Source organism: Paracoccus sediminicola (assembly GCF_027912835.1).
GTDB classification, from domain to species: Bacteria; Pseudomonadota; Alphaproteobacteria; order Rhodobacterales; family Rhodobacteraceae; genus Paracoccus; species Paracoccus sediminicola.
In genome coordinates this window covers 121,938-146,267 of record NZ_CP115768.1, presented here as the reverse complement: position 1 = coordinate 146,267, position 24,330 = coordinate 121,938, and the positions used below count along the sequence as shown (strand labels likewise).

Genomic DNA, 24,330 nt, shown 5'->3' with positions numbered 1-24,330 from the left:
CCGTCCCTAATATGTCCGGCGCCTGATACGCCAGATCAGCCAGAGTGTCATCCCCGCGCAGGTCGCCGCAAACAGGAACCACTGCACCGCATAGGAGAGATGGCTGTTTGGCACGCCCTCGATCGAGACCGGGATCGGCATCACCCCCTGAGTCTCTCCCTCGGCGGCGGCTGCGACGACGAGCAGCGGTTCCGTCACCAGCATCTCGGCCATTGCAGGCACATCGCGGGCGAACCAGATGCCTGCCTCCAGATCCGGTTCTGGCGTGGCGCTGCCCTTTTCCTGCGGCCAGTGAAGATTGCCGCGCACCCGAAGATCGGCGGGCGGTCGCTCCTCACGGCGCTGATCCTGATCGACGAAGCCGCGATCCAGCAGAATGCGCCGCCCTTCGGCAGTCTCGAAAGCGGAGATCACGTTATAGCCGCCGCCACGCTCCTTGGTGCCGGATAGCACAAGGATTTCGTCGCCCGTGGTCCGCCCCTCGATCAGCACCGGCATGTATTTCATCGACGAATCGACCTGCTGCGGCAACGCGACGGGCGCGGCGTCGATCCCCGATTGAATCTCGGTCAGCATCGATTCCTTCCACTCCAGCCGCCGAAGCTGCCAGAAGCCGAGGCTCATCAGGATCGCGGTGGCCACGATCCCGAAGATCAGCGGAGGAACGATAGAGCGGCGCATCTGTGTCTCATCTCAAAGAAAAACGCGCGGGGAACAGGCCCCGCGCGCGTATTTCAGTTCCGTGCGGTGCCTCAGCGGCCCCAGATATAGATCGCGAAGAACAGGAACAGCCAGACCACATCGACAAAGTGCCAATACCAGGCCGCGGCCTCATAGCCGACATGCTGCTTGTCGCTCATCTGGCCGCGCATGAGACGGATCAGGCAGACCAGCAGAAAGATGGTCCCGATGATGACGTGGAAGCCATGGAACCCGGTCGCCATGAAGAACACGCCGCCATAGACCGTGTCCGACAGGCCGAAGGCAGCATGGCTGTATTCGTAGCCTTGCAGGAAGGTGAAGCAGACCCCCAAAACGACGGCGATGGCGGTGCCGTTGATCGCCGCCTTGCGGTCGTTTTCATGCACCAGCGCATGGTGCGCCCAGGTCACGGCACAGCCCGAAAGCAGCAGGATCAGCGTGTTGATGAGCGGCAGATGCCAGGGATCGAAGGTCTGGATCCCCTCGGGCGGCCAGACACCGTCACGGATCGGGCTTTCCGGTCCCATCGGGTAAAGCGCGTTCTTGAAGAAGGCCCAGAACCAGGCAACGAAGAACATCACTTCGGACATGACGAAGAGGATAAAGCCATAGCGCAGCCCGATCTGCACGACCGGGGTGTGATCGCCGGTTTCGCCCTCGTTCACCACATCGGCCCACCAGCCGAACATCGTGTACAGCACGCCGACCAGGCCGATCATGAACATCCACGGCCCGGCATCCTTCATCCAGACAACGCCGCCAAACAGCATGACAAAGGCCGAGATCGCCCCCAGAAACGGCCAGAGCGAGGGCGGCAAAATATGGTAATCGTGGTTCTTGGCATGCGCCATGGTCTGTCCCCGCTTCTGCGTCAGTTCATTCTCGTGTCGTCCGTGCCCGTCGTCAACGCCGCCTGCGCGTCAGCCGCAGGCTCTTCGGTCTCGAACGGGTGGAACGTGTAGCTCAGGGTGATGTCGCGGACCCTGTAGGCGTCGCGATCGGTGACGATGGCCGGATCGACCTGAAAGCTCACCGGCATCTGCACGGTTTCGCCTGGCTGCAAGGTCTGCTCGGTAAAGCAGAAACAATCGATCTTGTAGAAGAACGACCCGGCAATATCCGGCGCGACATTATACGAGGCCCGCCCGGTGATCGGACGGTCCGAATTATTCGTTGCCTCATAGAAGGCCATGCCGTCCTGACCGATCTTCATGGTCATCTCGCGCTGCATGGGCTTGAAGCTCCAGGGCAGGCTCGGCTCGGTATTGGCATCGAACCGGATGGTGACCATCTCGTCCAGGATCTCGCGCTTTTCGTCGCTCGTCTCGGCAACCTGCGTGGTTCCCGCATAGCCCGTGACCCGGCAGAACCAGTTATAGAAAGGCACCGCAGCCCAGGCGAGCGCGCCCATCACCACCACGACACCCAGAAGCGATGTCAGCACGCGCAGATTCTTGTCTTTCGGCAGAATGCTCATGGTTCGGTCCTCGCTCCCGCATCGGCGGCCGGAGTTCCGGGCGCAGCGACCGGGTTTTCCGATGGGGCGATTTCGACAGCGTCGTCACGCGGCAGCAGATTGGGCCGGACCTGATGATCGAACCCCTCCAGCGCGGCCGAGCTGCCGGTGCTGACCTTGACGATGGACAGCGCGAAGATCAGCGCCGCAAAGCCGATCAGCACGACCAGCAGGCCGACATTGCGCGACCGGCGCCGTGCATGCAGCTCATGTTCGGTGCGCAGCGCCATCACAACACCACCCAGTGCTGAACGAGCAGCGCGGCAAAATGCGCGAAGAGGTAATAGAGCGACAGCTTGAAAAAGCTCTTCTCGGCCCTGTGGTCATCGGCGTGGGAGTCGGCGTCAGAGCGCCGCATCACCTGCCAGCCACGCCAGATGAACAGCGCGTTCAGAACGATGGCGGCGGCAAGATAGACAGGGCCGCCCACCGGCGTCAGCCCCAGCCAGATCGCAAAAGGTGCGAGGACCAGCGTATAGGCGAAGATGTGACGGCGGGTGACCTCGCGGCCATGTGTCACGGTCAGCATCGGGACGCCAGCCTTGTGGTAATCTTCCTTCATGAAAAGCGCCAGCGCCCAGAAATGCGGCGGCGTCCAGAAGAAGATCAGCGCGAACATCAAGAGCGATTCCAGCGACACCCCGCCAGTTGCGCAAGCCCAGCCGATCATCGGCGGAAACGCCCCCGCGGCGCCGCCGATCACGATGTTCTGCGGCGTCGAACGCTTCAACCACATCGTGTAGATCACCGCATAGAAGAAGATGGTAAATGCCAGAAACCCGGCCGCGAACCAGTTCGCCGCCAGCCCCAGCATCATCACCGACAGCCCCGACAGCGCCAGCCCGAGACCAAGCGCCTCGCTGCCCGAAACGCGGCCCGACGGGATCGGGCGCGACTGGGTGCGCCGCATGACCGCGTCGATATCGGCGTCATACCACATGTTCAGCGCTCCCGAGGCGCCGCCGCCAATGGCGATGAACAGCACCGAGCAGAACGCGACCAGCGGATGCAGCGAGCCGGGCGCCACCACCAGCCCGACCAGGGCGGTAAAGACCACCAGCGACATGACCCGCGGCTTCAGCAGCGCGACATAATCGCCGAACTCGGCCTCGGCCGGGGGGTGATATGCGGTAGCGTCGCTCAAGGTGACTTACTTCGCCGCCAACTGAATCAGCTTGGCGTCCTTCAGATCGGCGCTTGCAAAGTCGACCTTCGCGCCTTCCAGCCAGGCCGCATAGACCTCGGGCTCGACCGCCTTTACGACGATCGGCATATAAGCGTGGTTAATGCCACACAGCTCGGAGCACTGGCCGAAATAGACGCCTTCCTGCTCGACGGTGAAGGAAAGCTGCGCGATGCGCCCGGGGACGGCATCCTGCTTGACCGCGAAGGCCGGGATGGTCCAGCTATGGATCACGTCGGTGGCGGTGAACTGCATCAGCACCTCTTGCCCGACCGGAACCACGACCGGGTTGTCGGTGGCCAGAAGATATTCATCCTCGGAATAGCCGTATTCCTGAAGCTGGTCTTCGGCCAGCATCAGCGCATCGAATGCGATTTCTTCGGACGGATATTCATAGGACCAGTACCACTGATGCCCGATAGCCTTGATGACGACCGCAGGGTTCTGCGGGATGGAGAGCTGGCGGAACAGGATCGGCAGCGAGAACACCCCGATGGCCACAAGAATCAGGATCGGGACAAGCGTCCAGGTGATCTCGATCGGCGTGTTGTGGCTGAACCGTGCCGGAGTCGGATTGGCGCGGCTGTTATAGCGGATGATGCACCACAGCAGCAGCGCACAGACAAAGATGGTGACCACGGCGATGATGATAAGAACGTAGTGGTCCAGCCATTGCTGGTCCTGCGCCTGCGGGCTGGATGCGGGCTGGAAACCGATGCCGCCCGGCTGAGGCTTGCCGATGACCGGCAGTTCGCCCAGAACCTCTTGCGCGAAGGCCGCGCCCGACATCAGGGCCGCCGCTGCACCCATACCTGCCGCAATCACGCGGCGCTTCATCGCTGGAGCCACCATCCGAGTATCCCTTGCCAGTTCCGGTCGCATGTCTCGCAAGAAGCGGAAACAGGGTTCCGCCCTTCCGAGTCAAACTTTTTCCGTTTACAACCACAAAACCCTGCCAGCGACAAGTCGGCACATGCCGCCGCGCAGGGATTCGACCGACGCCTTCCCATGACCGGATGCTAACATGACATCAGCGCAATTTCAGCCATTTGAGGACCATTTCGACCGCGATGCGGCGCTTGATGTGCTCCGGGATGCGACAAATGGCGCAGATGACGGCGAGATCTTCGTCGAGCGTGCGCATGCGGAATCGCTGGTCTTCGACGACCGGCGGCTGCGCGGTTCAAGCTATACCGCCAGCACCGGATTTGGTCTGCGCGCGGTGGCAGGCGAGGTGACGGGCTATGCCCATTCGACCGAACTCAGCCTGCCGGCGCTGCAACGCGCAGCCGAAACGGTGCGGCTCGCCGTGGGCAATGGCGGGCGCAGCCTGGCTCTGCCGCCCGACGCGCGGATCTCGCCGCTCTACCAGGCCGTCGATCCCGCCGAGGGGATCGACATCGCGACGCGGATCGACCTCCTGCGGGAAATCGACGCTTTCGCCCGCGATCTCGATCCGCGGGTGGTGCAGGTCAGCGTATCGCTGGCCTCCAGCCTGCAAGAGGTGGCGATCCTGCGTCCCGAAGGCGGGCTGGTCACCGATATTAGGCCGATGGCGCGACTGAATGTCGCAGTCATCGTCGAGGATAATGCCCGCCGCGAGACCGGGCATAGCGGCGGAGGCGGGCGCGTCTCGCTCGCAGGGCTCGTCGAGCCGGAACACTGGCAAGCCCGCACCCGCGAGGCGCTGCGCATCGCCCTGGTCAATCTGCGTGCCGAACCGGCACCTGCGGGGGTGATGGACGTGGTGCTCGGCCCCGGCTGGCCCGGCATCCTGCTGCACGAGGCGGTCGGGCACGGGCTCGAGGGGGATTTCAACCGCAAGGGACACTCGGCTTTCGCCGGGCTGATGGGGCAGCGCGTCGCCGCGCCCGGTGTGACGGTGATCGATGACGGCACCATCCCCGACCGGCGCGGCTCGATCAGCGTCGATGACGAAGGCAGCGCGCCGGGCCGCAACGTGCTGATCGAGGACGGCGTGCTGGTCGGCTATCTTCAGGATCGCCAGAACGCGCGGCTGATGGGGGTCGAGCCCACCGGCAACGGCCGCCGCGAAAGCTACGCCCACGCGCCGATGCCGCGCATGACAAACACCTTTATGCTGGGGGGCGAGGCCAGCCCCGAGGCGATCCTGTCCGACCTGAAGGACGGGATCTATGCGGTCGGGTTCGGCGGCGGTCAGGTGGACATCACCAACGGCAAATTCGTGTTTTCCTGCACCGAGGCCTACCGGGTGAAAAACGGTCAGGTCGGCGCGCCGATCCGCGGCGCGACGCTGATCGGCGACGGTGCCACCGCGCTGCAACATATCCGCGCCATCGGCAATGATCTGGCGCTCGATCCCGGTGTCGGCACCTGCGGCAAGCAGGGGCAATGGGTGCCGGTCGGGGTGGGCCTCCCGACGCTGATGATCGGCGGCCTTACTGTTGGCGGTTCGGCATCGGGCTAAGAGGCCCCCTTCAATTTTCTTCGCAAATCCCTGTTTCGCTAACCGAAATTTAACCATTGTCGCACCATAACGCCTGTGAATGAGGCGGAGAGGTCGACGAGGTTGTTTTCTTTCAACACCCCCCACACCCCACCCACCGCGAAAGACGATGATCTGGCCTTCATCCGTCTCATTCGCTCCCGCCGGGTCGGACCGGCGACATTCCACCGCATGATGGAAGAACATGGCAACGCCGCCGACGCGCTCGCGGCTCTGCCCGACATGGCGCGGCACGCCGGGGTCGAGGATTACCAGCCTTGCCCCGCAGGCGTCGCCGCCGCCGAGCTGAAGGCTGGCCGCAAGAGCGGTGCACGGTTGATCCGCTGCGATGCGCACGACTATCCGCCTCTGCTGCGCGCCATCCCCGATGCGCCGCCGCTGATCTGGGTGAAGGGCAATCTCTCGGCGCTGTCCCGGCCCAAGCTGGCGGTGATCGGCGCGCGCAATGCGTCATCGCTGGGGCTGCGCATGGCCCGCGGCATTTCTGCCGCCCTGGCCGAGATGGGCGTGGCCGTGACCTCTGGCCTCGCCCGCGGCATCGACAGCGCCGCGCATGAGGCCAGCCTGCGCCACGGCACGATCGCCGTGATGGCGGGCGGCATCGACATGATCTATCCGGCCGAGAACCGCATTCTCGCCGCGACGATCTGCGACCGCGGCTGTCTGATTTCGGAACAGCCCCCGGGGATGGAACCTGTCGCGCGGCATTTCCCGCTGCGCAACCGGATCATCTCGGGGCTGTCTCATGCGGTGGTGGTGGTCGAGGCGGCGGCGAAATCGGGCAGCCTCATCACCGCCCGCGACGCTCTTGATCAGGGTCGAGAGGTGCTTGCCGTGCCGGGCCACCCGGTCGACGGGCGGGCCGGCGGCTGCAACCAGCTCATCCGCGACGGTGCCACCCTCGTGAGAAACGCCGAGGATGTCATCGAAGCGGTTGAAACCCTTCAGGCTGCGCTCTTTGGCGAGGATGGCCGAGATGGCGGCGACCAATCGGGCGGCGGGGCGGGGCCGCAGGGCGAACCCGACGGGAGGCAGGGCCAGATGCCGCCCACCGATGCCGCGGCACGCAGCGCCGACACCGCGCGCGGGGAACGGGGCGCCGCAGCCCTCCCCGCACGTCTCGCCCAGAAGATCACGCCCGCCCGGCCCGGCTTGCCCCTGCCGCATCGTGGCGCGTCCCACGATCCGCAGGCCGAGCGCCGTATCCTGGCCCGGCTTTCCCCCAGCCCGACCGACGAGAACACGCTGATCCGCGAGACCGGCATCACGGCCGAGACGCTGGCGCCTTTGCTGATCAAACTGGAACTCGAAGGCAGGCTGAGCCGCATGGCAGGCGGTCAGATCTCGCTGGTCTAGCGGCCTCCCCCACGTTTCACGGACAACCGGGCCGGCCACGCGACGCGCCGCCGCTGCGTCAGCGCTGCCCGTTGACACCATGCCCAAGCGCCCCCATGTTGTCGCGCCGTATCCGCCAAGAGGTTCCCCATGCCTGTCGTCGTCGTCGAATCGCCGGCCAAAGCCAAGACGATCAACAAATATCTGGGCGACGATTACACCGTTCTCGCATCCTTCGGCCATGTCCGCGACCTGCCTCCGAAAGACGGCTCGGTCGACCCCGATGCCGATTTCGACATGCGGTGGGAGGTGGCCTCGGATTCGAAGAAACATCTCAAGGCGATCCGCGACGCGCTGTCGGGCGATGACGCGCTGATCCTCGCCACCGACCCTGATCGCGAGGGCGAGGCGATTTCCTGGCATCTGCTGGAAGCGCTTGCGCCTGCACTGAAAAAGGGCAAATCGGTCAGTCGCGTCACCTTTAACGCGATCACCAAGAATGCCGTGACCGACGCCATGGCCAAACCGCGCGAGATCGACCGCGATCTTGTCGATGCCTATCTGGCCCGTCGTGCGTTGGATTATCTGGTCGGGTTCAACCTGTCTCCGGTGCTGTGGCGCAAGCTGCCCGGCGCGAAATCGGCGGGGCGCGTGCAATCGGTCACGCTGCGCCTGATCGTCGAGCGCGAGATGGAGATCGAGGCCTTCAAGCCGCGCGAATACTGGTCCGTCCACGCCCGTCTCGCGACCCCATCGGGCGAGGAATATGATGCGCAGCTTGTCAGCCTCGCCGGCGACAGGCTGGAACGCTTCGATATTCCCGATGCCGAGAAGGCGCGGCTTGCGCTTTCGGCCATCGATGCGCGGGATCTGACGGTCAAAAGCGTCACCGCCAAGCCCGCCACGCGCAACCCGTGGCCGCCCTTCATGACCTCGACACTCCAGCAGGAGGCGTCGCGCAAGCTGGGTCTCGGGGCGCGGGCCTGCATGTCCACGGCGCAGCGTCTTTATGAGGCGGGGCTGATCACCTATATGCGGACCGACGGGATCGACATGGCGCCCGAGGCGGTGATGTCCGCCCGCGACGTCATCAAGTCGCGTTTCGGCCAGCAATACCTGCCGAAATCGCCGCGCATGTACAAGAACAAGGCGAAGAACGCGCAGGAAGCCCATGAATGTATCCGCCCCACGGATATGTCGCTTTCGCCCGACAAGCTGCGGATTTCCGAGAAGGATCAGCGCGCGCTTTACGACCTGATCTGGAAGCGCACCCTCGCCAGCCAGATGGAAGCCGCGCGGATGGAGCGCACGACGGTCGAAATCGCCAGTCAGGACGGGCAGGTCGGGCTGCGCGCCAATGGTCAGGTGATGATGTTCGACGGCTTCCTGGCCGTCTACGACCAGGGCCGCGACGACGACGATTCCGAGGACAGCAACCGTCTGCCCCAGATCAGTGAGGGCGAGGCCGCTCGCAAGATCGCCGCCTTTGCGGCTGAGGAGGGCGTGCTGGTCGATGACAGCAAGACCGCCGCCGCGCGCCAGCATTTCACCCAGCCCCCGCCGCGCTATACCGAGGCGACGCTGGTCAAGAAGATGGAGGAACTCGGCATCGGCCGCCCCTCGACCTATGCCAGCATCGTGACCACCATCCAGGACCGCGAATATGTCCGCCGGGACAAGAACCGCCTGATCCCCGAAGACAAGGGCCGGCTGGTCACGGCGTTTCTGGTCAAATATTTCCCGCGCTATGTCTCCTATGATTTCACCGCGAATATGGAGACCGAGCTGGACGATATCTCGTCGGGCAACCGCGCCTATCGCGAGGTGTTGCGCCGTTTCTGGCGGGATTTCACGGCGGCGCTCGACGGCACCTCGGATCTGCGGATCTCCGAGGTTCTGGAATCCATCGACGACGCGCTTGCTCCACATCTCTACCCGCCGCGCGAGGATGGCGGCGACCCGCGCGAATGCCCGCTTTGCGGCCAGGGTCGGCTGAACCTGAAAACCGCGCGCTCGGGCGGGGCCTTCATCGGTTGCTCGCGCTATCCGGAATGCCGCTTTACCCGGCCCCTGTCCGCCCCCGATGGCGAGGAGGCGATCGGCGACCGCGTGCTGGGCCATGACGCGGGCGATGAGATCAGCCTGAAGAATGGCCGCTTCGGCCCCTATGTGCAGCGCGGAGAGCCGACCGAGGATCAGCCGAAACCGCCCCGCGCCAGCATCCCGAAAGGCTGGGACGCGAATGCGGTCGATCTGGAACAGGCGCTGAAGCTGCTGGCCCTGCCCCGCCCCATCGGCCCCCACCCCGAGGATGGCGAGCTGGTCGAGGCCGGGATCGGGCGCTATGGCCCCTATGTGAAGCACGGCAAGAAATACGCCAACCTGCCCGATGTCGAAGAGGTTTTCACCGTCGGCATGAACCGTGCGGTCGAGGTGCTGGCCGCCAAACCGACGAGGGGCCGCGCGGCGGCGGCAACCCCGCTGAAAGAGCTGGGCGATCATCCCGATGGCGGCCCGGTCAATGTGATGAATGGCCGCTATGGTCCTTATGTGAAATGGGAAAAAATCAACGCCACCTTGCCGCGCGATCTGGAACCGGCTGAGGTGACCATGGAAAAGGCGCTTGAACTGATTGCCGCCAAGGCCGCGAAATCGCCGAAGAAGAAGGCGGCGGCGAAGAAGACGGCGACAAAGACCGCCGCCAAGAAGACCACGGCGAAGAAGTCCACTGCGAAGAAGGCCAATGCGAGGAAAACCGGCGGGGCCAAGGCGACAACCAAAAAGCCTGCGGCGAAGAAAGCGGCGACACCCGAGGGCGACGAATAGCAGCTATCTCGGCCGGTCGATCGGCCCTGCCAACGCGTCGGTATAAGGCTCTGGCGGGAAAACGGCCGAGACATGCAGCGCGGCCCGGTCGAAGCTGGTCGGGAGGGTCTCGGCCAAGGCGGCGAGCTTCACCGGATCGGCGTCGGACACGACCCCGCCCAGATGACCGCCCATGCCTCTGCCGCGGCAGAATATCTGATGCGGCATTTCGGCTTTGCACCGCTGTCCGGGACGCGCTGGTATTTCCATCGCCAGATGCCGGACGATCCGACGGTCAATCTCAAGATACGCGACGGCAATCACGACACCGGCTTGGAGCAAGGGCCAAGGGGCAGCACCGGCCCTCTGCTGAATTTCGAGATCGAGAATGTCGCTGCCGAGTATGGCCGCCTTCGCGCCGCCGAGCTGACCGCGATCCCGCCCCTCCGCAACGAAGATTTCGGCCAGCGGCGTTTCATTCTGCAAGGCCCGGAGAACGTGCTGATCGACATCTTCACGCCGCCCCAGAGCGCGCTGCTAACGCTACCGTCCGTTGACAGCACAGCCCCCCCTTGCGACAACATCGGCGACTTATCCGGAGGAAGAGATGAAAAAGATCTATCCCGATGCCGACGCGGCGCTTGACGGGCTGCTGTTCGACGGCATGCATATCGCTGCGGGCGGCTTCGGCCTGTGCGGCATCCCCGAATTGCTGATCGACGCCATCGTCAAGGCGGGTACCAAAAATCTGACCGTGGCCAGCAATAATTGCGGCGTAGACGGGTTCGGGCTCGGTAAGCTGCTCGACACCAAGCAGATCAAGAAGATGCAGTCCTCTTATGTCGGTGAGAACGCCGAGTTTATGCGCCAGTATCTCTCGGGCGAGCTGGACCTCGAATTCAACCCTCAGGGCACTCTGGCCGAGCGGATGCGCGCGGGCGGTGCCGGCATCCCCGGTTTCTATACCAAGACCGGCGTCGGCACCCAGATCGCCGAGGGCAAAGAAGTCAAGCAGTTCAGGGGCGAAGACTATATTCTTGAAGAGGGGATCTTCGCGGATCTGTCCATCGTCAAGGCATGGAAGGCCGACGACACGGGCAATCTCGTGTTCCGCAAGACTGCCCGCAACTTCAACCCGCCCGCAGCGATGTGCGGCAAGGTCTGTGTGGCCGAGGTCGAGGAAATCGTGCCGCGCGGTTCGATCGACCCGGATCATATTCATCTGCCGGGCATCTATGTGCACCGCCTGATTCAGGGCGAGCACGAAAAGCGGATCGAGAAAGTGACCACCCGCAAGCGTGAGGAGGCTTGATCATGGCGGATGAAAGCAAAGGCTGGGACCGCAACCAGATGGCCGAGCGCGCCGCGCAGGAACTCGAGGATGGCTGGTATGTCAATCTCGGCATCGGCATCCCGACGCTGGTGGCGAATTACGTCGGCGACAAGGACATCACGCTGCAATCGGAAAACGGCATGCTGGGGATGGGTCCCTTTCCCTTTGAGGGCGAAGAGGACCCCGATCTCATCAATGCCGGCAAGCAGACCATCACCGAGCTGGACCGCACCTCGTATTTCGACAGCGCGACCAGCTTCGGCATGATCCGCGGCGGCAAGATCGCGGCGGCGATTCTGGGCGCGATGGAGGTCGCCGAAAACGGCGATCTCGCGAACTGGATGATCCCCGGCAAGCTGGTCAAGGGCATGGGCGGTGCGATGGATCTGGTCGCAGGCGTCGGCAAGGTCATCGTGGTGATGGACCACCAGAACAAGCATGGCGATTCCAAGCTGCTGAAGGAATGCACCCTGCCGCTGACCGGCACCGGCGTGGTGGATCGCATCATCACCAATCTCGGCGTGCTGGACGTGGTCGAGGGCGGGCTGAAGATCGTCGAGCTGGCGGATGGCGTCTCGGAAGACGAGCTTCGCGATGCGACCGAGGCAAAGATCGTCTGAGCCGCTTGACTGCAAAAGACGTGAAAAAGGGGGCCGCCTGGCCCCCTTTCCTGTTGCGCGGCGCGCCGGTTACTCCGGCATTTCGACGCCGAGCCGCTCGAGCATCTCGCGCATCTGTTCCATCTCGGACATTTGCGCGTCGATGATCTCCTGCGCCATGTCGCGGATCTCGGGATCGTCGCCCTCCTCCAGCACGACGCGGGCCATGTCGACCGCCGATTGATGATGCGGGATCATCATCAGCAGGAAATCGGCATCGGCATCGCCGGTAGGCGCGACATCGGCCATGGCGGCCATCATCTCGTCCATCGGCTGCATATAGCCGTCCATCGCCCCCATCATGTCGCCTTTCATGGCGGCGTGAGTGTCATCGGCGGTGGCAGGCAGGGCGAAAGATGCAGCGGCAATCGCCGCAATGAATTGCAGTTTCATATGTGTATCCTCGTTTGTCGGATTTCGTCGGGAACCGGCCGTTACGCAAGCGGCGGCGAAACTCCGGCACGAGGAGGCCGGTCCGGCCCGTCCGGCCTGCTCTGCGCGGTCAATGATCCGCGCGAAGCGGGGAAGATCATCGGCAAGACCGCTTTGACCGAACTGGGCGCAGGCGCCGCGACGATCAGATCGCAACAGGCCATCATCAGACAGCCCGTGCACCGCGGATAGGCCAGGGACTGCCCGCCATCATCCCCCGCATGTTTCTGCATCGCCACGGACGGCGCGGCGGGTTCGGCCAGATCGTGGCACTCGATCCGCGGCGCTGCATCCGACGGGGCGGCGAATGTCGCCAAAGCGAGCAGCAAAAGGGCAAGCAGGGATCTCATGTTCGGTCCGGCCCAGAGGGCGGTGGGTGCAGGAATATCCCGGTCACTAAGTCTCCGGCGAGGGATGAAGTCAAGCGAGAGCGGGATCATATCGGCGTCAACAGGGGTTCAGCCCTACTCGGCCTCGGTCACGACCAGATCGAGCGCCTCGTCGTGGGGCTGAGGGCGGATGCTGTCCAGCCGCGCCGCCTCATGGCCGATGCCGATCGCATAGGGGCGCGGCCGCATCGCCGCCAGCGTCCGGTCGTAAAAACCGCCGCCATAGCCCATGCGGAACCGTGACTGGTCCCAACCAACCAGCGGCGCCAGCACGATCTGGGGTGTGACCACGGCGTCGGTCGCGGGTTCCGGTATCTTCCAGAGCCCCTCTTTCATCTCTGCGTTGGGCGACCACGGGCGAAAGACCAGCGGCGCATCCTTCTTTGCGACCACCGGCAAGGCGATGGCTATACCTCGCGCGGCGCATCGCGCCATCCAGCCGCGCAGATCCACCTCGCCCCGGATCGGCCAGTATCCCGCGATGGTCAGGCCCCTTGCCCCGCCGAAACGCTGGTCAAGCAGCCTGTCCAGCCGCGCCGCGATCCGAGTCTCTGCCCCGGCCCGCGCCTCTGGCGTCATCGCGCCCCGCGCCGCGATCAGCGCCGCCCGGGTCTCGCGCCGCCATTCCGCATCGCCTGGCGCGTCGCCGGACGTCCGCGCCGCCAGTTCTGCCGCCATGCAGGCTGGTGAGGCATAGCCGCCCGGCAAGTTTTCGTCGCTCATCTCGTCATCCGCCCGGAAATGATGTTACTCAACCCATGTAACGCCCCTCGGGCCGGGGCTGACAAGGGCGGAGATAGGAGGGGCGGATATGGCTGCCGTCACCAGACAGGGCGAAGAATTCACCGTCGATGCCGCGATCATCGCCGACGGTCTGGACCTGCCGCAGCACGCCATCGCGCGCGCCATGTCCACCGGCGCCATCACCACCCGCACCGAGCGCGGCGAGGGCACGGACGCTGGGCGCTTCCGGCTCAGCTTCTTTCACCGCGACCGCGTGCTGCGCCTAACCGTGGATGCCGAGGGCGAGATCCTGAGCCGCGCCCGGTTCCGGCGCAGCGCGGGCTGATAGCCGCATAAGCAAACGGCCCGCCACGAGGGGCGGGCCGCGAAGCCTGGCAACAGGCGGGGATCACATGCGCGACGCGACGTTTTCCCAATTCACCAGCTTGTCCAGGAAGTTCTGAAGATAAGCCGGACGCTTGTTGCGGAAATCAATGTAATAGGAATGTTCCCACACATCGCAGCCGAGAAGCGCGGTCTGGCCAAAGCACAGCGGGTTCACACCGTTCTCGGTCTTGGTCACCTTCAGGCTGCCATCCTTGTCCTTAACCAGCCAAGCCCAGCCCGAACCGAACTGCCCGCCGCCGGCCGAAGCGAACTCTTCCTTGAACTTGTCGACGGAACCGAAGCTGTCGGTGATCGCCTGCTCCAGCTCCGAAGGCATGTCATTGCCGTCCGGGCCCATCATCTCCCAGAACTGGCTGTGATTCCAATGCTGGCTGGCATTGTTGAAGATGCCGTTCTGCGCAACCGCATTGGCGTCGTAATTGCCGGTCACGATCTCTTCCAGCGACTTGTCCGCCCACTCGGTGCCGTCGATCGCCTTGTTCAGATTGTCGACATAGGCCTTGTGGTGAATGTCGTGGTGATACTCGAGCGTCTCTTTCGACATGCCGTGATCGGCAAGAGCGTCATGAGCGTAAGGAAGATCGGGAAGCGTGAAAGCCATGAGTTCATCCTCTTGTCTTGGGGCGGCGTCATGCCGTCCCGTTTTGCGGTCACCCATGCAACGCAAGCCTGTCGTCGCGGGTTCCTGCGTCGGCTTAACATATGGGTTGATAAAGGAAAAACCCCGAAGCGGCGCCCCGGGGTTCCTCATCTGCGCGGTGCCGCGATTACTCGGCCGGCGCTTCCTCCGCGGGCTCGGCCTCGACCGCCGGAGCTTCTTCTGCGGCCGCGTCGGGCGCATCCTCGACGATGACCACATTGTCGCCGCCAGCGGCATCGCCATCGGCCACGGTGTCGTCGCCACCGCTCATCAGCCAGAAGATGACCAGAACGGCCACGACAAGCGCGCCGACGATGAAGTAAAGATTGTTGTTACGGCCTTCAGTAGCCATGAGACTTGCTCCGCGTTGATTTCGATTCTCGCTAAACAATGCGCAATTCGGCATATGGATCCGCAACATGCATCAATCGGCCGCATCTTGATGCAGGAAAGTCACGCAGCGCCCGTTATGGGCAGGGTTTTGCCGGACCCGCAAAGCGCCTATCTAGGGGCAACCGAAAGGAGCCCGCATGTTCTGGCTGTCTGCTGCCGCCCTGATCCTGATCGTCGCCGCCGCCATTCTCTGGCCCTTCCGGCGCGCGCGGCAGCAGGCAGAGCAACCCGCCGCCGCCTATGATCTGCGCATCTATCGCGACCAGCTGACCGAGGTGGAGCGCGACCTGAGCCGCGGTATCATCGAACCCGCAGAGGCCGAAAGGCTGCGCGCCGAGATCGGGCGCAAGGTTCTGGAAGCCGACCGCGCGGTAGAGCGTGCAGAAATCGCCGACGGCACCGGGCAAAGCCATGCCCTGGCCGGTGCAGGGCTGTTGCTGCTTGTTATTGCCGGGGCGGTCGGGCTTTATCTATCGCTCGGCGCGCCGTCCCAGCCCGATATGGGGCTGCAATCCCGGATCGCCGCGGCACAGCAGCGCTATGACGCGCGCCCCTCGCAGGCCGAGGCCGAGGCCCGCGCCGCTGACAGCCGCGCCGACAGCGCTGCCCGCGCGCAGCAGGGTGCGGACCCGCAGACGCTCGCGCTGATCGACCAGCTTCGCGATGCAGTCAAGCAGCGTCCCGACGACCCGCGCGGCTATGAGTTTCTCGCCCGCAACGAGGCCCGGCTCGGCAATTCTCTGGCCGCGAAAGATGCGCAGCGCCGCCTGATCGAGTTGCGCGGAGACACGGCGTCGTCGCAGGATTACGCCTTTCTCGCCGGGCTCATGACCGAAGCCGCGGGCGGCGTCATCACCGCGGAGGCCGAGGCAGAGCTGACCCGGGCGCTAGAGCGCGACCCCTCGAACGCGCAGGCCCGCTATATGGCCGGGCTGCTTCAGGCGCAGAATGGCCGCCCCGACCGCGCCTTCCCGATCTGGAGCGCGCTTCTTGAAGAAACCCCTGCCGAATCGCCGTGGAACATGACTATCCGGCCGATGATCGCCGATATTGCCTGGCTGGCCGGCCAGCCCGACTATATCCCGCCCGAGCCGGGGGACGCGGTGCTGCCCGGCCCCGATGCCGATCAGATGGCCGCGGCCGCAGACATGACCCCGGCCGAGCGCGCGACTTTCATCCGGGGCATGGTCGAGCGGTTGGAATCGCGCCTAGCCACGCAGGGCGGCACGCCCGAGGAATGGGCGCGGCTGATCTCGTCGCTGACGCGGATGGGAGAGCTTGACCGGGCCGCCGCGATTCATTCCGAGGCGCAGCAGGTCTTCGCCGCCTCGCCCGAGGCTCTGGCAATGCTCGACATCGCGGCACGGGAATCGGGGCTGATCGAATGATCCACGAAGACATCGCCTATTTCGCCGCCGCCCTGCCGCCGTTGGGCGCAATTGCCGGGCTGGATCTGGGCACCAAGACCATCGGCGTCGCGGTCAGCGACGGGATGCGGCAGGTCTCGTCTCCGCTGACCGTGATCCGGCGCAAGAAATTCACCCTCGACGCGCAGGCTCTGCTGACCATCGCCGAAGACCGCGCGCTGAGCGGCCTGGTCCTGGGTCTTCCCCGCAACATGGATGGCAGCGAGGGTCCGCGCTGCCAGTCCACCCGCGCCTTCGCCCGAAACCTGACCGGGTTGACCGATCTGCCGATCACCTATTGGGACGAGCGCCTCTCGACCGTCGCCGCAGAGCGCGCCCTGCTGGAGGCCGATACCTCGCGCCGCCGCCGCGCCGAGGTGATCGACCAGGTCGCGGCGGGATACATCCTTCAGGGCGCGCTCGACCGGCTGCGCTTCCTCAGCTAGGCTGCCTCAGCCCGGCAGCTCGCCGCTCAGCACATAGCGCAGGATGGACACCACCTGCTCGGGCTCTTCCGCCACGGCCAGCGCCGCCGCATCGACCTCTTTCAGCGCATGCGCATGATCCGGCCCGTGCAGCACCACAAGCGACTTGCCCAGCGCCGCCGCATAGCCCGCATCGAATGCCGCATTCCATTGCTTGTACTGGTCGCCGAAGCGCACCACCACGATATCGGCATCCTCGATCCCTTTGCGGGTTCGGATTGCGTTCAGCTGCGCGCCCTTTCGGTCATGCCAGAATTTCTTGTCCTCCGCGCCCATGATCGCCACGCCGCAATCGTCGCTTGCATCGTGATCGGTGACCGGGCTGTTGAAGCGCACATCCAGATCTCTGGCGCCGTCGATGATCCGCTCGCGCCAGTCGGTGTGGATTTCGCCGGAGAGATAGACATTCAGCATCGGGGTTTTCCTCGTATCGGATTTCCTTCCGGCAGGGATAGAGCCTGCCTGCCCGATTGTCACGGCGGCGTTGCGCTTGCCAGCCTGCTCGCCTAGGGCTGACACTACCCGCCGCGACCGGAGCGCCCGCAAAGATGCCGCGTGTTTGAGACTCTCTCCATCACCGGGATGATCTTCATCCTGATCGGCATCGGCTATGCCTCCGTGCGGCTTGGCCTGTTCTCCGACGCGGATATGGGCCTGCTCGGGAAATTCGTCGTCAATCTGGCCTTGCCGCCTCTGATCTTCCGCGCCGTGTCCTCGCGCCCGCTGGCCGAGATCGCGGATACCGGTTATCTCGGCGCGGTGCTTTTCGGATCGCTGACCGTCTTTGGGCTCGGCTATCTCTGGTCCCGGCGCATATCGGGCGCTTCGCCGCAGGCGAGCATCTTCCGGGCAATGGGAATGAGCTGCTCCAATAGCGGTTTCGTCGGCTATCCGGTGCTGCTGATGGCCCTGCCGGAAATCGCCGAGACCGCGCTGGCGCTGAACATGATCGTCGAGAATATCGTCATGATCCCCCTGACCCTCGCGCTGGCCGAGCTGGCGCGCAGTGACGGGCGGAAGGGGCTGCGTCTGGCGGCGAAGATCGTCTGGCGGCTGATGCGCAGCCCGATCCTGATCGCGCTGGCGCTTGGCATCGCGGTGTCGCTCTCGGGGGCGACGCTGCCCGCGCTGATCGCCCGCCCGGTCGAGCTGCTGGCCTCGTCAAGCGCCGCTGTCTCACTGGTGGTGATCGGGGGCACGCTGGCTGCGCTGCCGCTGAGCAGCCTCAGGGCGCCTGTCTGGCCGGTGGTGACCGGCAAGCTGATCGCGCATCCGCTGGCGGTGGCGGCGGGGTTGGCGGTGATGGCCACGATCGGTCTCGGCACTGCCAGCGCCGAGCTGGCCTCGGCGGCGATCATCCTCGCCGCGATGCCGGTGATGGGGATCTATCCGATCCTCGCGCAGCGTTTCGGTCAGGGCCGGATGGCGGCGCTGGCGACGTTCATGATGACGGTGCTGTCCTTCTTCACGATCAGCGCGACGCTGGCCATCGTGCTGCCCTAGCCGGCGCGTCTTTCCACGAGCCTAACCGCGGAAATGGTCATAGATCTTCTGCGCCAGCCCCTCGCTGATACCCTCGACAGCGGTCAGATCGGCCACGGCCGCCCGGCTCACCGCCTTGGCCGAGCCGAAATGCGCCAGAAGTGCCCGCTTGCGTGACGCGCCCACTCCCGGCACCTCGTCCAGAGGGGTGGCCGAGACCGCCTTGGCCCGCTTGGCGCGATGCGTGCCGATGGCCCAGCGATGCGCCTCGTCGCGCAGGCGCTGCACGAAATACAGCACCGGATCATTCATCCGCAGCGCGAAGGGGCGCTGCCCGTAACGGTGGAACTCCTCCTTGCCGTGATCGCGGTCCTGCCCCTTGGCGACGCCGACCATCGGAATATCCTCGACCCCCATCTCGGCCATGATCTCATGCACGGCGCTGACCTGTCCCGCACCGCCATCGATCAGCAGCAGATCCGGCCACGCCTCGCTTTCGCGGTCGGGATCTTCTTTCAGCAGCCGGGTGAAGCGGCGCGTCAGCACTTCTTTCATCATGCCGAAATCATCGCCGGGCGTGATCTCGGTGCCCTTGATGTTGAACTTGCGATACTGGCTTTTGATCCAGCCCTCGGGCCCCGCGACGACCATGCCGCCCACGGCGTTGCTGCCCATGATATGCGAGTTGTCGTAAACCTCGATTCGGCGCGGCACCGCAGGAAGGTCGAACGCCTCGGCGAGCCCTTCCAGCAGCTTCATCTGAGCCGCGCTTTCCGACATGCGCCGGGCCAGCGATTCGCGGGCATTGCGCAGCGCGTTCTCCACCATCTCGGCCTTTTCCCCGCGCCGGGGCACGCCCAGCACCACCTTGCGTCCGGCCTTTTCCGACAAAGCCTCGGCCATCAGATCCATATCCTCGACGCCGTGGCTCAGCAGCACCATGCGCGGCGGCACCTTGTTGTCGTAGAATTGCAGCAGAAAGGCCTGCATCACCTCGTCAGGCGATTCCACCCCGCCGAGCCGAGGGTAGAAATCGCGGTTCCCCCAGCTCTGGTTGCCGCGGATGAAGAAGACCTGGACGCAGGCCTGCCCGCCCTCCATATGCAGCGCCACCAGATCCGCCTCGGCAATGCCGCGAGGGTTGATCGCCTGCACCGACTGCACCGCGGTCAGCGCCTTGATCCGGTCGCGCAGCGCGGCGGCACGTTCATATTCCATCGCCTCGGCCGCAGCGGCCATTTCGGCTGCGAGATCGGACTGGATCTTCGTCGAGCGGCCTTTCAGAAACTGCTCGGCATCCACGACCAGCGCGTTGTAATCCCCCTCGGAGATCTTGCCCACGCAAGGCGCGCTGCACCGCTTGATCTGATACAGCAGGCAAGGCCGCGTCCGGCTTTCGAACACCGCATCCGTGCAGTTCCGCAACAGGAACACCCGTTGCAACTGGTTCAGCGTCCGGTTCACAGCCCCTGCCCCTGCAAATGGGCCGTAATAATCCCCTTTCTCGGATTTCGCCCCACGATGCTTCTTGATCTGCGGGAAGGGATGCGCCTTGGCAACGAGGATGTTCGGAAAGCTCTTGTCGTCGCGCAGCAGCACGTTGTAGCGCGGCTTGAGCTGCTTGATGAGATTCTGCTCCAGCAGCAGCGCCTCGGTTTCGGTGCGGGTGGTCAGGAACATCATCGAATGGGTCTCGCGGATCATCCGCGAGATGCGACCCGTATGCCCCTGCCCGCGCGCGTAATTCGAGACCCGCGCCTTCAGGCTGCGCGCCTTGCCGACATAAAGCACCTCGCCTTTTTCGCCCAGCATCCGGTAAACACCGGGCGAGGCGTCCAGCGTCTTGACGTAATCGGCGATCAGGGCCTGTCCGGTCAGGCGGGGTCTACTGTCGGTCATGGTCTAGAGATGGGTGATTCTGGTGGTCCGCTGCAAGTTTCCTCGCCGCAAATCAAGGTGAAACCTATCCACGAAAACTGTGGATAACTCTGTGGGCGGGGCCTTCCCTGTAATGGATTACCTTGCAAATGGCGCAATATCATTTGATTGCTCAAATTTTAGGCATTTCTGCAAGGTTTTGTTTTATATAGATTTTTTATTTCATGCATTCAAGTTGCTGAAATAGAAGACTGAATTTTGAAGCTTTTGTTACCGTCGCAAGACTGGTGGACAATCTGCGGTAGTCTCGCCGCGGTCGCACTATTCCGGCCCCGCCACATCCGCCGTGCGCCAGACCAGATGCTGCCCGCCATCGACGCAGATCAGCTGCCCGGTGACGGCGCGCGCGCGCAGAAAATACAGCAGCGCATCCGAGATATCCGACGGTTCTGCACCGCGCTCCAGCACGGTGGCGGCACGCTCGGCGGCAAAGCTTTCCGACGATTGCTGCGCAGCCTGAAGGGTCGGACCAGGGCCGATGGCATTGACGCGGATGGCAGGCGCCAGCGCCTGCGCCAGCATCACCGTCAGGTCCCACAAACCCGCCTTGGCCAACGCATAGGTGATGAATTCCGGCGTCGGTTTTCGCACCCGCTGATCGACCATGTTGACGATCAGCCCTGAAGCCAGCGGCTCGGCCCCGTTGCGATCCGCTTCAGGGGCCTGCGCGGCAAAGCTCTGCGCCAGCATGAAGGGTGCGCGCAGATTCGACCCGATATGGCGGTCCCAGCTCTCGCGGGTGGCGGTCGCCAGGGTGTCATGCTCGAAGATCGAGGCATTATTTACCAGCACACCCAACCGCCCCATTCGCGCTGCAACATGCGGGATCAGCGCCTCGACCGCGTCCAGATCCAGCAGATCCGCCGCGAAGATCTCGGCCTCGACGCCAAGCTGGCGCGCCGCCGCCGCGGTCTCGCGCGCCGCCGCGTCCGAGCCGTTGTAATGGATCGCCACGTCATGCCCGGCCCCGGCCAGCGCCAGCACCATCTCGCGCCCCAGCCGGCGGGCGCCCCCGGTGACCAGCGCGACGCTCATATCAACAGCCAGACGGTATAGGCGGCATAGGCTGCCAGCAGCGCCGCGCCGGCAACCCGCCCGATGGCGATATGGCGCAGCAGGAACGGTCCGATGATCAGCGTCGTGGCCAGCATGACCCACAGGTCGAAGCGCAGCATCTGCCCGGGCACGGCGAGCGGTCCGAAAAACGCGGTGATGCCGAGAATCGAGCAGATATTGAACAGGTTCGAGCCGATGACATTGCCCAGCGCCATGTCCGCCCGCCCGCGCAGGGCCGAGGCGGCCGAGGCGGCCAGTTCCGGCAGCGAGGTGCCGATCGCGACGAGGGTCAGCCCGATCACCGCCTCGCTGATGCCGAAGCTGCGGGCGATATCCGAGGCGCCGCTTACCAGAAGCTGCGCGCCGATGGGCAATGCGATCAGCCCGACGATCAGCCAGATGGCAATCTGGCGCGGCGCGGCGGGCCCGACCTCCAGCTCTGGCGCGGGCGCCTGCCCGGCGCGTGCACGGCGGATCTGCGCGAACAACACCGCCGCCAGCGCCGCCAGCAGCAGCGCGCCGTGCCACCAGACCAGCGGCCCGGCAAAGCACAGCGCGATCATCAGAAGCGATGCGCCCACCGCGTAGAACCAGCCGCTTTTCAGCTCTTCGTCATGGCTGAGCACCGGCGCGATCAGCGCCGTCGCACCGAGGATCAGCAGCACATTGGCGATATTCGAGCCGACGACATTGCCCAGAGCGATATCCGGCTGCCCGCCAATGGCCGCGGCCAGCGACACGATCAGCTCTGGCGCCGAGGTGCCGAAGGCCAGCACGGTCAGACCGACAATCGCTGGTGCGATCCCAAGCCGCAGCGCCAGCGCCACCGCGCCGCGCACGAGGTAGTCGCCGCCGAAGACCAGAAGGGCCAGCCCGGCGACCAGAAACAGAATATCAACGATCACGATTCGGAAGCCCCAGAACTTTCGACAGGAAACGGCGGAAGCCCGGACCCGACACCAGCCCGAGCGCCACGAACAAGAGCAGGATCAGAGCGACGCCCTTGATCATCACAGCCCGAACCTCGCATAGGCGGCGCGATCCTCGATCGCGGCGAGGGCGTCATTGGCGAGACCCTCACCCGAAATGCCGAAGCGGCGCAGAAACGGGGTGCGGGCGCCGAATTTCTGGAACTTGATCTCGTCGCCGAACAGCTTGCGCATCTTGGGCGCAAGATGGGCCATGCCGTCGATCAGCCCCAGACCCTTCGCCCGTCTTCCCAGCCAGTATTCGCCGCTGAACAGCTCATCGCTCTCGGCCAGACGCTGTCCGCGCCGCGACTTGACCTGAGCGATGAAGATCCGGTGCATCTCGTCCAACAGCCGTTGCAGACGCTCGACATCCTCGGGGTTCTCGGGGCGGAACATGTCACGCTGCGATTTCGAGCGCCCAGCGGTGTGGATGCGCCGCTCGATCCCGTGGCGGGCGATGAAATCCTGCAAGCCGAACCCGCCAGAGATGACCCCGATCGAGCCGACGACCGAACACTCATCCGCCCAGATCTGATCCGCGGCGCTTGCCAGCCAATAGCCGCCCGAAGCCGCCACATCCTCGACAAAGGCATGAACCGGGATCTCGTGCTTTTCGGCCAGCCGCCGGATCCGCGCCGCGATCAGCGACGATTGCACGGGCGAGCCGCCGGGCGAGTTGATTGCCAGCGCCACCGCCCTGGGCTTGCCCTTGGTAAAGGCCTTTTCCAGCACCGGCGCCATCGCGGCATCGTTCAGCCCCGCCGCGCCATTGCGGGCCGGGATACCGATGGCGCCTTGCAGGCGGACGACGCTCACGCGCGGGGCGGGGTTCAGGAACGGCACTCTCATGGCCTCCCAGATAAGCGAGCTGCCCTGCCCCGACAAGCGTCCCGCGTTGCAATCGTCGCCGGACCGCCGCATATAGGGCGCGAAAACGTGAGGGTGCCGCATGACCTATCTGGATTTCGAGAAACCTCTGGCCGATATCGAGGGCAAGGCCGAAGAGCTGCGCGCGATGGGCCGCGACGGCGACGGCGTCGATGTCAAGAAAGAGGCGGCGGCGCTGGACAAGAAGGCCGAGACGCTGCTCAAGGAGCTCTACGGCAATCTCGACGCCTGGCGCAAAACCCAGGTCGCCCGCCACCCCGAGCGCCCGCATTGCCGCGACTATGTCGAGGCGCTGTTCACCGAATACACCCCGCTTGCAGGCGACCGCGCCTTTGGCGACGATCATGCGGTGATGGCCGGCATGGCGCGGTTCAACGACCGCCCCTGTATGGTGATCGGCCATGAAAAAGGCAGCGACACGAAATCCCGCCTCCTGCATAATTTCGGCATGGCCCGCCCCGAAGGCTATCGCAAGGCGATCCGGCTGATGGATCTCGCGCATCGCTTCGGCCTGCCGGTGATTACCCTCGTCGACACCCAGGGCGCCTATCCCGGCAAGGGCGCCGAAGAGCGTGGCCAGTCCGAAGCCATCGCCCGCTGCACCCAGAAATGCCTGGAGATCGGCGTGCCGCTGGTCTCGGTCATCATCGGCGAAGGCGGCTCGGGCGGGGCGGTGGCCTTTGCCACGGCGAACCGCATCGCCATGCTGGAACATTCGATCTATTCGGTGATCTCGCCCGAGGGCTGCGCGTCAATCCTGTGGAAGGACACCGAAAAGATGCGCGACGCGGCCAAGGCGCTGCGCCTGACCGCGCAGGATCTGAAACAGCTCGGCGTGATCGACCGCATCGCGGCTGAGCCTCTGGGCGGCGCGCAGCGCGACCCGAATGCCGCCATCGAATCGGTCGGGCGCGAGATCGCTGCCATGCTGAAGGATCTCGACGGCAAATCCGCCAAGGAGCTGATCGAGGATCGCCGCCGCAAATTCCTCGACATGGGCAGAAAAGGTCTCGGCTGAGCCGCAGCGCCGCCAGAGCGCGGGAATCTCGGACCGCGCTGCCAGCCTCGGCTTGCCAAGGCGGCACGTGCTGACTAGAT

The 24,330-nt window shown here is 64.7% G+C and carries 28 protein-coding genes; 11 read left to right on the top strand and 17 right to left on the bottom strand.

Annotation, left to right across the window (positions count from 1 at the left end):
- Positions 1 to 6: 6 nt before the first annotated feature.
- The 6 genes from PAF18_RS00740 to coxB all read right to left on the bottom strand — a co-directional run bounded on the left by PAF18_RS00740 (position 7) and on the right by coxB (position 4,253).
- Entirely contained in the window at positions 7 to 681 is a 675-nt protein-coding gene (locus PAF18_RS00740; RefSeq protein ID WP_271116738.1) for an SURF1 family protein, read from the bottom strand.
- 71 nt (positions 682 to 752) lie between these two features.
- On the bottom strand, positions 753 to 1,553 hold the full coding sequence (locus tag PAF18_RS00735) for a cytochrome c oxidase subunit 3 (RefSeq protein WP_271116737.1): 801 nt from the start codon (positions 1,551 to 1,553) through the stop codon (positions 753 to 755).
- 20 nt (positions 1,554 to 1,573) lie between these two features.
- Positions 1,574 to 2,179: a cytochrome c oxidase assembly protein gene (locus tag PAF18_RS00730; protein ID WP_271116736.1), complete on the bottom strand. Its 606-nt coding sequence runs from the start codon at positions 2,177 to 2,179 to the stop codon at positions 1,574 to 1,576.
- Entirely contained in the window at positions 2,176 to 2,448 is a 273-nt protein-coding gene (locus PAF18_RS00725; protein WP_271116735.1) for a cytochrome c oxidase system small membrane protein, read from the bottom strand. The genes PAF18_RS00730 and PAF18_RS00725 overlap by 4 nt, the downstream gene beginning before the upstream one ends.
- Complete coding sequence (gene cyoE, locus PAF18_RS00720) at positions 2,448 to 3,362, bottom strand: heme o synthase (protein ID WP_271116734.1); 915 nt, start codon at positions 3,360 to 3,362, stop codon at positions 2,448 to 2,450. Before cyoE ends, PAF18_RS00725 begins: the two co-directional genes overlap by 1 nt.
- A gap of 6 nt (positions 3,363 to 3,368) precedes the next feature.
- The gene (coxB, locus tag PAF18_RS00715; RefSeq protein WP_434802231.1) at positions 3,369 to 4,253 is read right to left on the bottom strand and encodes a cytochrome c oxidase subunit II; all 885 of its coding nucleotides are present in this window, start codon (positions 4,251 to 4,253) and stop codon (positions 3,369 to 3,371) included.
- 172 nt (positions 4,254 to 4,425) lie between these two features.
- On the opposite strand from coxB, the gene tldD reads away from it, so the two are divergent.
- The 3 genes from tldD (at position 4,426) to topA (ending at position 10,050) form a co-directional block, all read left to right on the top strand.
- Positions 4,426 to 5,850: a metalloprotease TldD gene (tldD, locus tag PAF18_RS00710; protein WP_271116733.1), complete on the top strand. Its 1,425-nt coding sequence runs from the start codon at positions 4,426 to 4,428 to the stop codon at positions 5,848 to 5,850.
- Positions 5,851 to 5,952: 102 nt separating this feature from the next.
- The gene (gene dprA, locus PAF18_RS00705) at positions 5,953 to 7,245 is read left to right on the top strand and encodes a DNA-processing protein DprA (RefSeq protein WP_271116732.1); all 1,293 of its coding nucleotides are present in this window, start codon (positions 5,953 to 5,955) and stop codon (positions 7,243 to 7,245) included.
- A gap of 129 nt (positions 7,246 to 7,374) precedes the next feature.
- The gene (topA, locus tag PAF18_RS00700) at positions 7,375 to 10,050 is read left to right on the top strand and encodes a type I DNA topoisomerase (protein WP_271116731.1); all 2,676 of its coding nucleotides are present in this window, start codon (positions 7,375 to 7,377) and stop codon (positions 10,048 to 10,050) included.
- A 3-nt stretch (positions 10,051 to 10,053) separates the two neighbouring features.
- On the opposite strand, the gene PAF18_RS00695 is transcribed toward topA, so the two are convergent.
- The gene (locus PAF18_RS00695; RefSeq protein ID WP_271116730.1) at positions 10,054 to 10,224 is read right to left on the bottom strand and encodes a hypothetical protein; all 171 of its coding nucleotides are present in this window, start codon (positions 10,222 to 10,224) and stop codon (positions 10,054 to 10,056) included.
- On the opposite strand from PAF18_RS00695, the gene PAF18_RS00690 reads away from it, so the two are divergent.
- From PAF18_RS00690 to PAF18_RS00680, 3 genes are read left to right on the top strand one after another with little or no spacing between them, the layout of a single operon-like run.
- Complete coding sequence (locus tag PAF18_RS00690; RefSeq protein ID WP_271116729.1) at positions 10,213 to 10,674, top strand: VOC family protein; 462 nt, start codon at positions 10,213 to 10,215, stop codon at positions 10,672 to 10,674. The genes PAF18_RS00695 and PAF18_RS00690 overlap by 12 nt on opposite strands.
- Positions 10,637 to 11,341 carry a CoA transferase subunit A gene (locus PAF18_RS00685; protein ID WP_271116728.1) on the top strand — a complete coding sequence of 235 codons (705 nt, stop codon included), beginning with the start codon at positions 10,637 to 10,639 and terminating at the stop codon, positions 11,339 to 11,341. Before PAF18_RS00690 ends, PAF18_RS00685 begins: the two co-directional genes overlap by 38 nt.
- A 2-nt stretch (positions 11,342 to 11,343) precedes the next feature.
- On the top strand, positions 11,344 to 11,982 hold the full coding sequence (locus PAF18_RS00680) for a 3-oxoacid CoA-transferase subunit B (protein ID WP_271116727.1): 639 nt from the start codon (positions 11,344 to 11,346) through the stop codon (positions 11,980 to 11,982).
- A 69-nt stretch (positions 11,983 to 12,051) separates the two neighbouring features.
- On the opposite strand, the gene PAF18_RS00675 is transcribed toward PAF18_RS00680, so the two are convergent.
- From PAF18_RS00675 to PAF18_RS00665, 3 genes are all read right to left on the bottom strand, one after another.
- Positions 12,052 to 12,414 carry a DUF305 domain-containing protein gene (locus PAF18_RS00675; RefSeq protein ID WP_271116726.1) on the bottom strand — a complete coding sequence of 121 codons (363 nt, stop codon included), beginning with the start codon at positions 12,412 to 12,414 and terminating at the stop codon, positions 12,052 to 12,054.
- Between the two features lie 41 nt (positions 12,415 to 12,455).
- Positions 12,456 to 12,803: a hypothetical protein gene (locus PAF18_RS00670; protein ID WP_271116725.1), complete on the bottom strand. Its 348-nt coding sequence runs from the start codon at positions 12,801 to 12,803 to the stop codon at positions 12,456 to 12,458.
- A gap of 114 nt (positions 12,804 to 12,917) precedes the next feature.
- Positions 12,918 to 13,565, bottom strand: coding sequence for a 5-formyltetrahydrofolate cyclo-ligase (locus PAF18_RS00665; protein ID WP_271116724.1), 648 nt, complete (start codon positions 13,563 to 13,565; stop codon positions 12,918 to 12,920).
- Between the two features lie 88 nt (positions 13,566 to 13,653).
- Between PAF18_RS00665 and PAF18_RS00660 the strand changes: the two genes are divergently transcribed.
- A complete protein-coding gene (locus PAF18_RS00660) occupies positions 13,654 to 13,911 on the top strand; it encodes a DUF6522 family protein (RefSeq protein WP_271116723.1) in 258 nt (85 codons plus the stop codon).
- A 63-nt stretch (positions 13,912 to 13,974) separates the two neighbouring features.
- On the opposite strand, the gene PAF18_RS00655 is transcribed toward PAF18_RS00660, so the two are convergent.
- Both PAF18_RS00655 and PAF18_RS00650 read right to left on the bottom strand, forming a co-directional pair.
- Entirely contained in the window at positions 13,975 to 14,574 is a 600-nt protein-coding gene (locus PAF18_RS00655; protein ID WP_271116722.1) for a superoxide dismutase, read from the bottom strand.
- Between the two features lie 166 nt (positions 14,575 to 14,740).
- The gene (locus PAF18_RS00650) at positions 14,741 to 14,965 is read right to left on the bottom strand and encodes a hypothetical protein (protein ID WP_271116721.1); all 225 of its coding nucleotides are present in this window, start codon (positions 14,963 to 14,965) and stop codon (positions 14,741 to 14,743) included.
- Positions 14,966 to 15,143: 178 nt separating this feature from the next.
- On the opposite strand from PAF18_RS00650, the gene ccmI reads away from it, so the two are divergent.
- Both ccmI and ruvX read left to right on the top strand, forming a co-directional pair.
- Positions 15,144 to 16,394, top strand: coding sequence for a c-type cytochrome biogenesis protein CcmI (ccmI, locus tag PAF18_RS00645; RefSeq protein ID WP_271116720.1), 1,251 nt, complete (start codon positions 15,144 to 15,146; stop codon positions 16,392 to 16,394).
- Complete coding sequence (ruvX, locus tag PAF18_RS00640) at positions 16,391 to 16,858, top strand: Holliday junction resolvase RuvX (protein WP_271116719.1); 468 nt, start codon at positions 16,391 to 16,393, stop codon at positions 16,856 to 16,858. The genes ccmI and ruvX overlap by 4 nt, the downstream gene beginning before the upstream one ends.
- 6 nt (positions 16,859 to 16,864) lie before the next feature.
- Here the strand turns inward: ruvX and PAF18_RS00635 are convergent, their stop codons facing one another.
- Positions 16,865 to 17,311: a YtoQ family protein gene (locus tag PAF18_RS00635; RefSeq protein ID WP_271116718.1), complete on the bottom strand. Its 447-nt coding sequence runs from the start codon at positions 17,309 to 17,311 to the stop codon at positions 16,865 to 16,867.
- A gap of 141 nt (positions 17,312 to 17,452) precedes the next feature.
- Between PAF18_RS00635 and PAF18_RS00630 the strand changes: the two genes are divergently transcribed.
- Positions 17,453 to 18,400 carry an AEC family transporter gene (locus tag PAF18_RS00630; protein ID WP_271116717.1) on the top strand — a complete coding sequence of 316 codons (948 nt, stop codon included), beginning with the start codon at positions 17,453 to 17,455 and terminating at the stop codon, positions 18,398 to 18,400.
- A 21-nt stretch (positions 18,401 to 18,421) separates the two neighbouring features.
- Here the strand turns inward: PAF18_RS00630 and uvrC are convergent, their stop codons facing one another.
- The 4 genes from uvrC to PAF18_RS00610 all read right to left on the bottom strand — a co-directional run bounded on the left by uvrC (position 18,422) and on the right by PAF18_RS00610 (position 23,193).
- Complete coding sequence (gene uvrC / locus PAF18_RS00625; RefSeq protein ID WP_271116716.1) at positions 18,422 to 20,278, bottom strand: excinuclease ABC subunit UvrC; 1,857 nt, start codon at positions 20,276 to 20,278, stop codon at positions 18,422 to 18,424.
- A 300-nt stretch (positions 20,279 to 20,578) separates the two neighbouring features.
- Positions 20,579 to 21,352, bottom strand: coding sequence for an SDR family oxidoreductase (locus PAF18_RS00620; protein WP_271116715.1), 774 nt, complete (start codon positions 21,350 to 21,352; stop codon positions 20,579 to 20,581).
- Positions 21,349 to 22,278, bottom strand: a complete 930-nt coding sequence (locus PAF18_RS00615) for a calcium/sodium antiporter (RefSeq protein ID WP_271116714.1) — start codon at positions 22,276 to 22,278, stop codon at positions 21,349 to 21,351. Before PAF18_RS00615 ends, PAF18_RS00620 begins: the two co-directional genes overlap by 4 nt.
- 105 nt (positions 22,279 to 22,383) lie before the next feature.
- Positions 22,384 to 23,193, bottom strand: coding sequence for a S49 family peptidase (locus PAF18_RS00610; RefSeq protein ID WP_271118165.1), 810 nt, complete (start codon positions 23,191 to 23,193; stop codon positions 22,384 to 22,386).
- Between the two features lie 100 nt (positions 23,194 to 23,293).
- On the opposite strand from PAF18_RS00610, the gene PAF18_RS00605 reads away from it, so the two are divergent.
- Complete coding sequence (locus tag PAF18_RS00605; protein WP_271116713.1) at positions 23,294 to 24,250, top strand: acetyl-CoA carboxylase carboxyltransferase subunit alpha; 957 nt, start codon at positions 23,294 to 23,296, stop codon at positions 24,248 to 24,250.
- Positions 24,251 to 24,330 lie beyond the last annotated feature (80 nt).

What these genes read in the sequence shown, in the direction of transcription:
- PAF18_RS00675 (WP_271116726.1), bottom strand. Translation starts at nt 12,414, where the DNA reads ATGAAACTGCAATTCATTGCGGCGATTGCCGCTGCATCTTTCGCCCTG.
- ccmI (WP_271116720.1), top strand. Translation starts at nt 15,144, where the DNA reads ATGTTCTGGCTGTCTGCTGCCGCCCTGATCCTGATCGTCGCCGCCGCC.
- PAF18_RS00620 (WP_271116715.1), bottom strand. Translation starts at nt 21,352, where the DNA reads ATGAGCGTCGCGCTGGTCACCGGGGGCGCCCGCCGGCTGGGGCGCGAG.
- PAF18_RS00685 (WP_271116728.1), top strand. Translation starts at nt 10,637, where the DNA reads ATGAAAAAGATCTATCCCGATGCCGACGCGGCGCTTGACGGGCTGCTG.
- PAF18_RS00650 (WP_271116721.1), bottom strand. Translation starts at nt 14,965, where the DNA reads ATGGCTACTGAAGGCCGTAACAACAATCTTTACTTCATCGTCGGCGCG.
- PAF18_RS00730 (WP_271116736.1), bottom strand. Translation starts at nt 2,179, where the DNA reads ATGAGCATTCTGCCGAAAGACAAGAATCTGCGCGTGCTGACATCGCTT.
- PAF18_RS00680 (WP_271116727.1), top strand. Translation starts at nt 11,344, where the DNA reads ATGGCGGATGAAAGCAAAGGCTGGGACCGCAACCAGATGGCCGAGCGC.
- PAF18_RS00725 (WP_271116735.1), bottom strand. Translation starts at nt 2,448, where the DNA reads ATGGCGCTGCGCACCGAACATGAGCTGCATGCACGGCGCCGGTCGCGC.
- uvrC (WP_271116716.1), bottom strand. Translation starts at nt 20,278, where the DNA reads ATGACCGACAGTAGACCCCGCCTGACCGGACAGGCCCTGATCGCCGAT.
- PAF18_RS00660 (WP_271116723.1), top strand. Translation starts at nt 13,654, where the DNA reads ATGGCTGCCGTCACCAGACAGGGCGAAGAATTCACCGTCGATGCCGCG.
- PAF18_RS00655 (WP_271116722.1), bottom strand. Translation starts at nt 14,574, where the DNA reads ATGGCTTTCACGCTTCCCGATCTTCCTTACGCTCATGACGCTCTTGCC.
- ruvX (WP_271116719.1), top strand. Translation starts at nt 16,391, where the DNA reads ATGATCCACGAAGACATCGCCTATTTCGCCGCCGCCCTGCCGCCGTTG.
- tldD (WP_271116733.1), top strand. Translation starts at nt 4,426, where the DNA reads ATGACATCAGCGCAATTTCAGCCATTTGAGGACCATTTCGACCGCGAT.
- PAF18_RS00690 (WP_271116729.1), top strand. Translation starts at nt 10,213, where the DNA reads ATGACCGCCCATGCCTCTGCCGCGGCAGAATATCTGATGCGGCATTTC.
- PAF18_RS00695 (WP_271116730.1), bottom strand. Translation starts at nt 10,224, where the DNA reads ATGGGCGGTCATCTGGGCGGGGTCGTGTCCGACGCCGATCCGGTGAAG.
- PAF18_RS00740 (WP_271116738.1), bottom strand. Translation starts at nt 681, where the DNA reads ATGCGCCGCTCTATCGTTCCTCCGCTGATCTTCGGGATCGTGGCCACC.
- coxB (WP_434802231.1), bottom strand. Translation starts at nt 4,253, where the DNA reads ATGGTGGCTCCAGCGATGAAGCGCCGCGTGATTGCGGCAGGTATGGGT.
- PAF18_RS00605 (WP_271116713.1), top strand. Translation starts at nt 23,294, where the DNA reads ATGACCTATCTGGATTTCGAGAAACCTCTGGCCGATATCGAGGGCAAG.
- PAF18_RS00665 (WP_271116724.1), bottom strand. Translation starts at nt 13,565, where the DNA reads ATGAGCGACGAAAACTTGCCGGGCGGCTATGCCTCACCAGCCTGCATG.
- topA (WP_271116731.1), top strand. Translation starts at nt 7,375, where the DNA reads ATGCCTGTCGTCGTCGTCGAATCGCCGGCCAAAGCCAAGACGATCAAC.
- PAF18_RS00610 (WP_271118165.1), bottom strand. Translation starts at nt 23,193, where the DNA reads ATGAGAGTGCCGTTCCTGAACCCCGCCCCGCGCGTGAGCGTCGTCCGC.
- PAF18_RS00735 (WP_271116737.1), bottom strand. Translation starts at nt 1,553, where the DNA reads ATGGCGCATGCCAAGAACCACGATTACCATATTTTGCCGCCCTCGCTC.
- PAF18_RS00670 (WP_271116725.1), bottom strand. Translation starts at nt 12,803, where the DNA reads ATGAGATCCCTGCTTGCCCTTTTGCTGCTCGCTTTGGCGACATTCGCC.
- PAF18_RS00635 (WP_271116718.1), bottom strand. Translation starts at nt 17,311, where the DNA reads ATGCTGAATGTCTATCTCTCCGGCGAAATCCACACCGACTGGCGCGAG.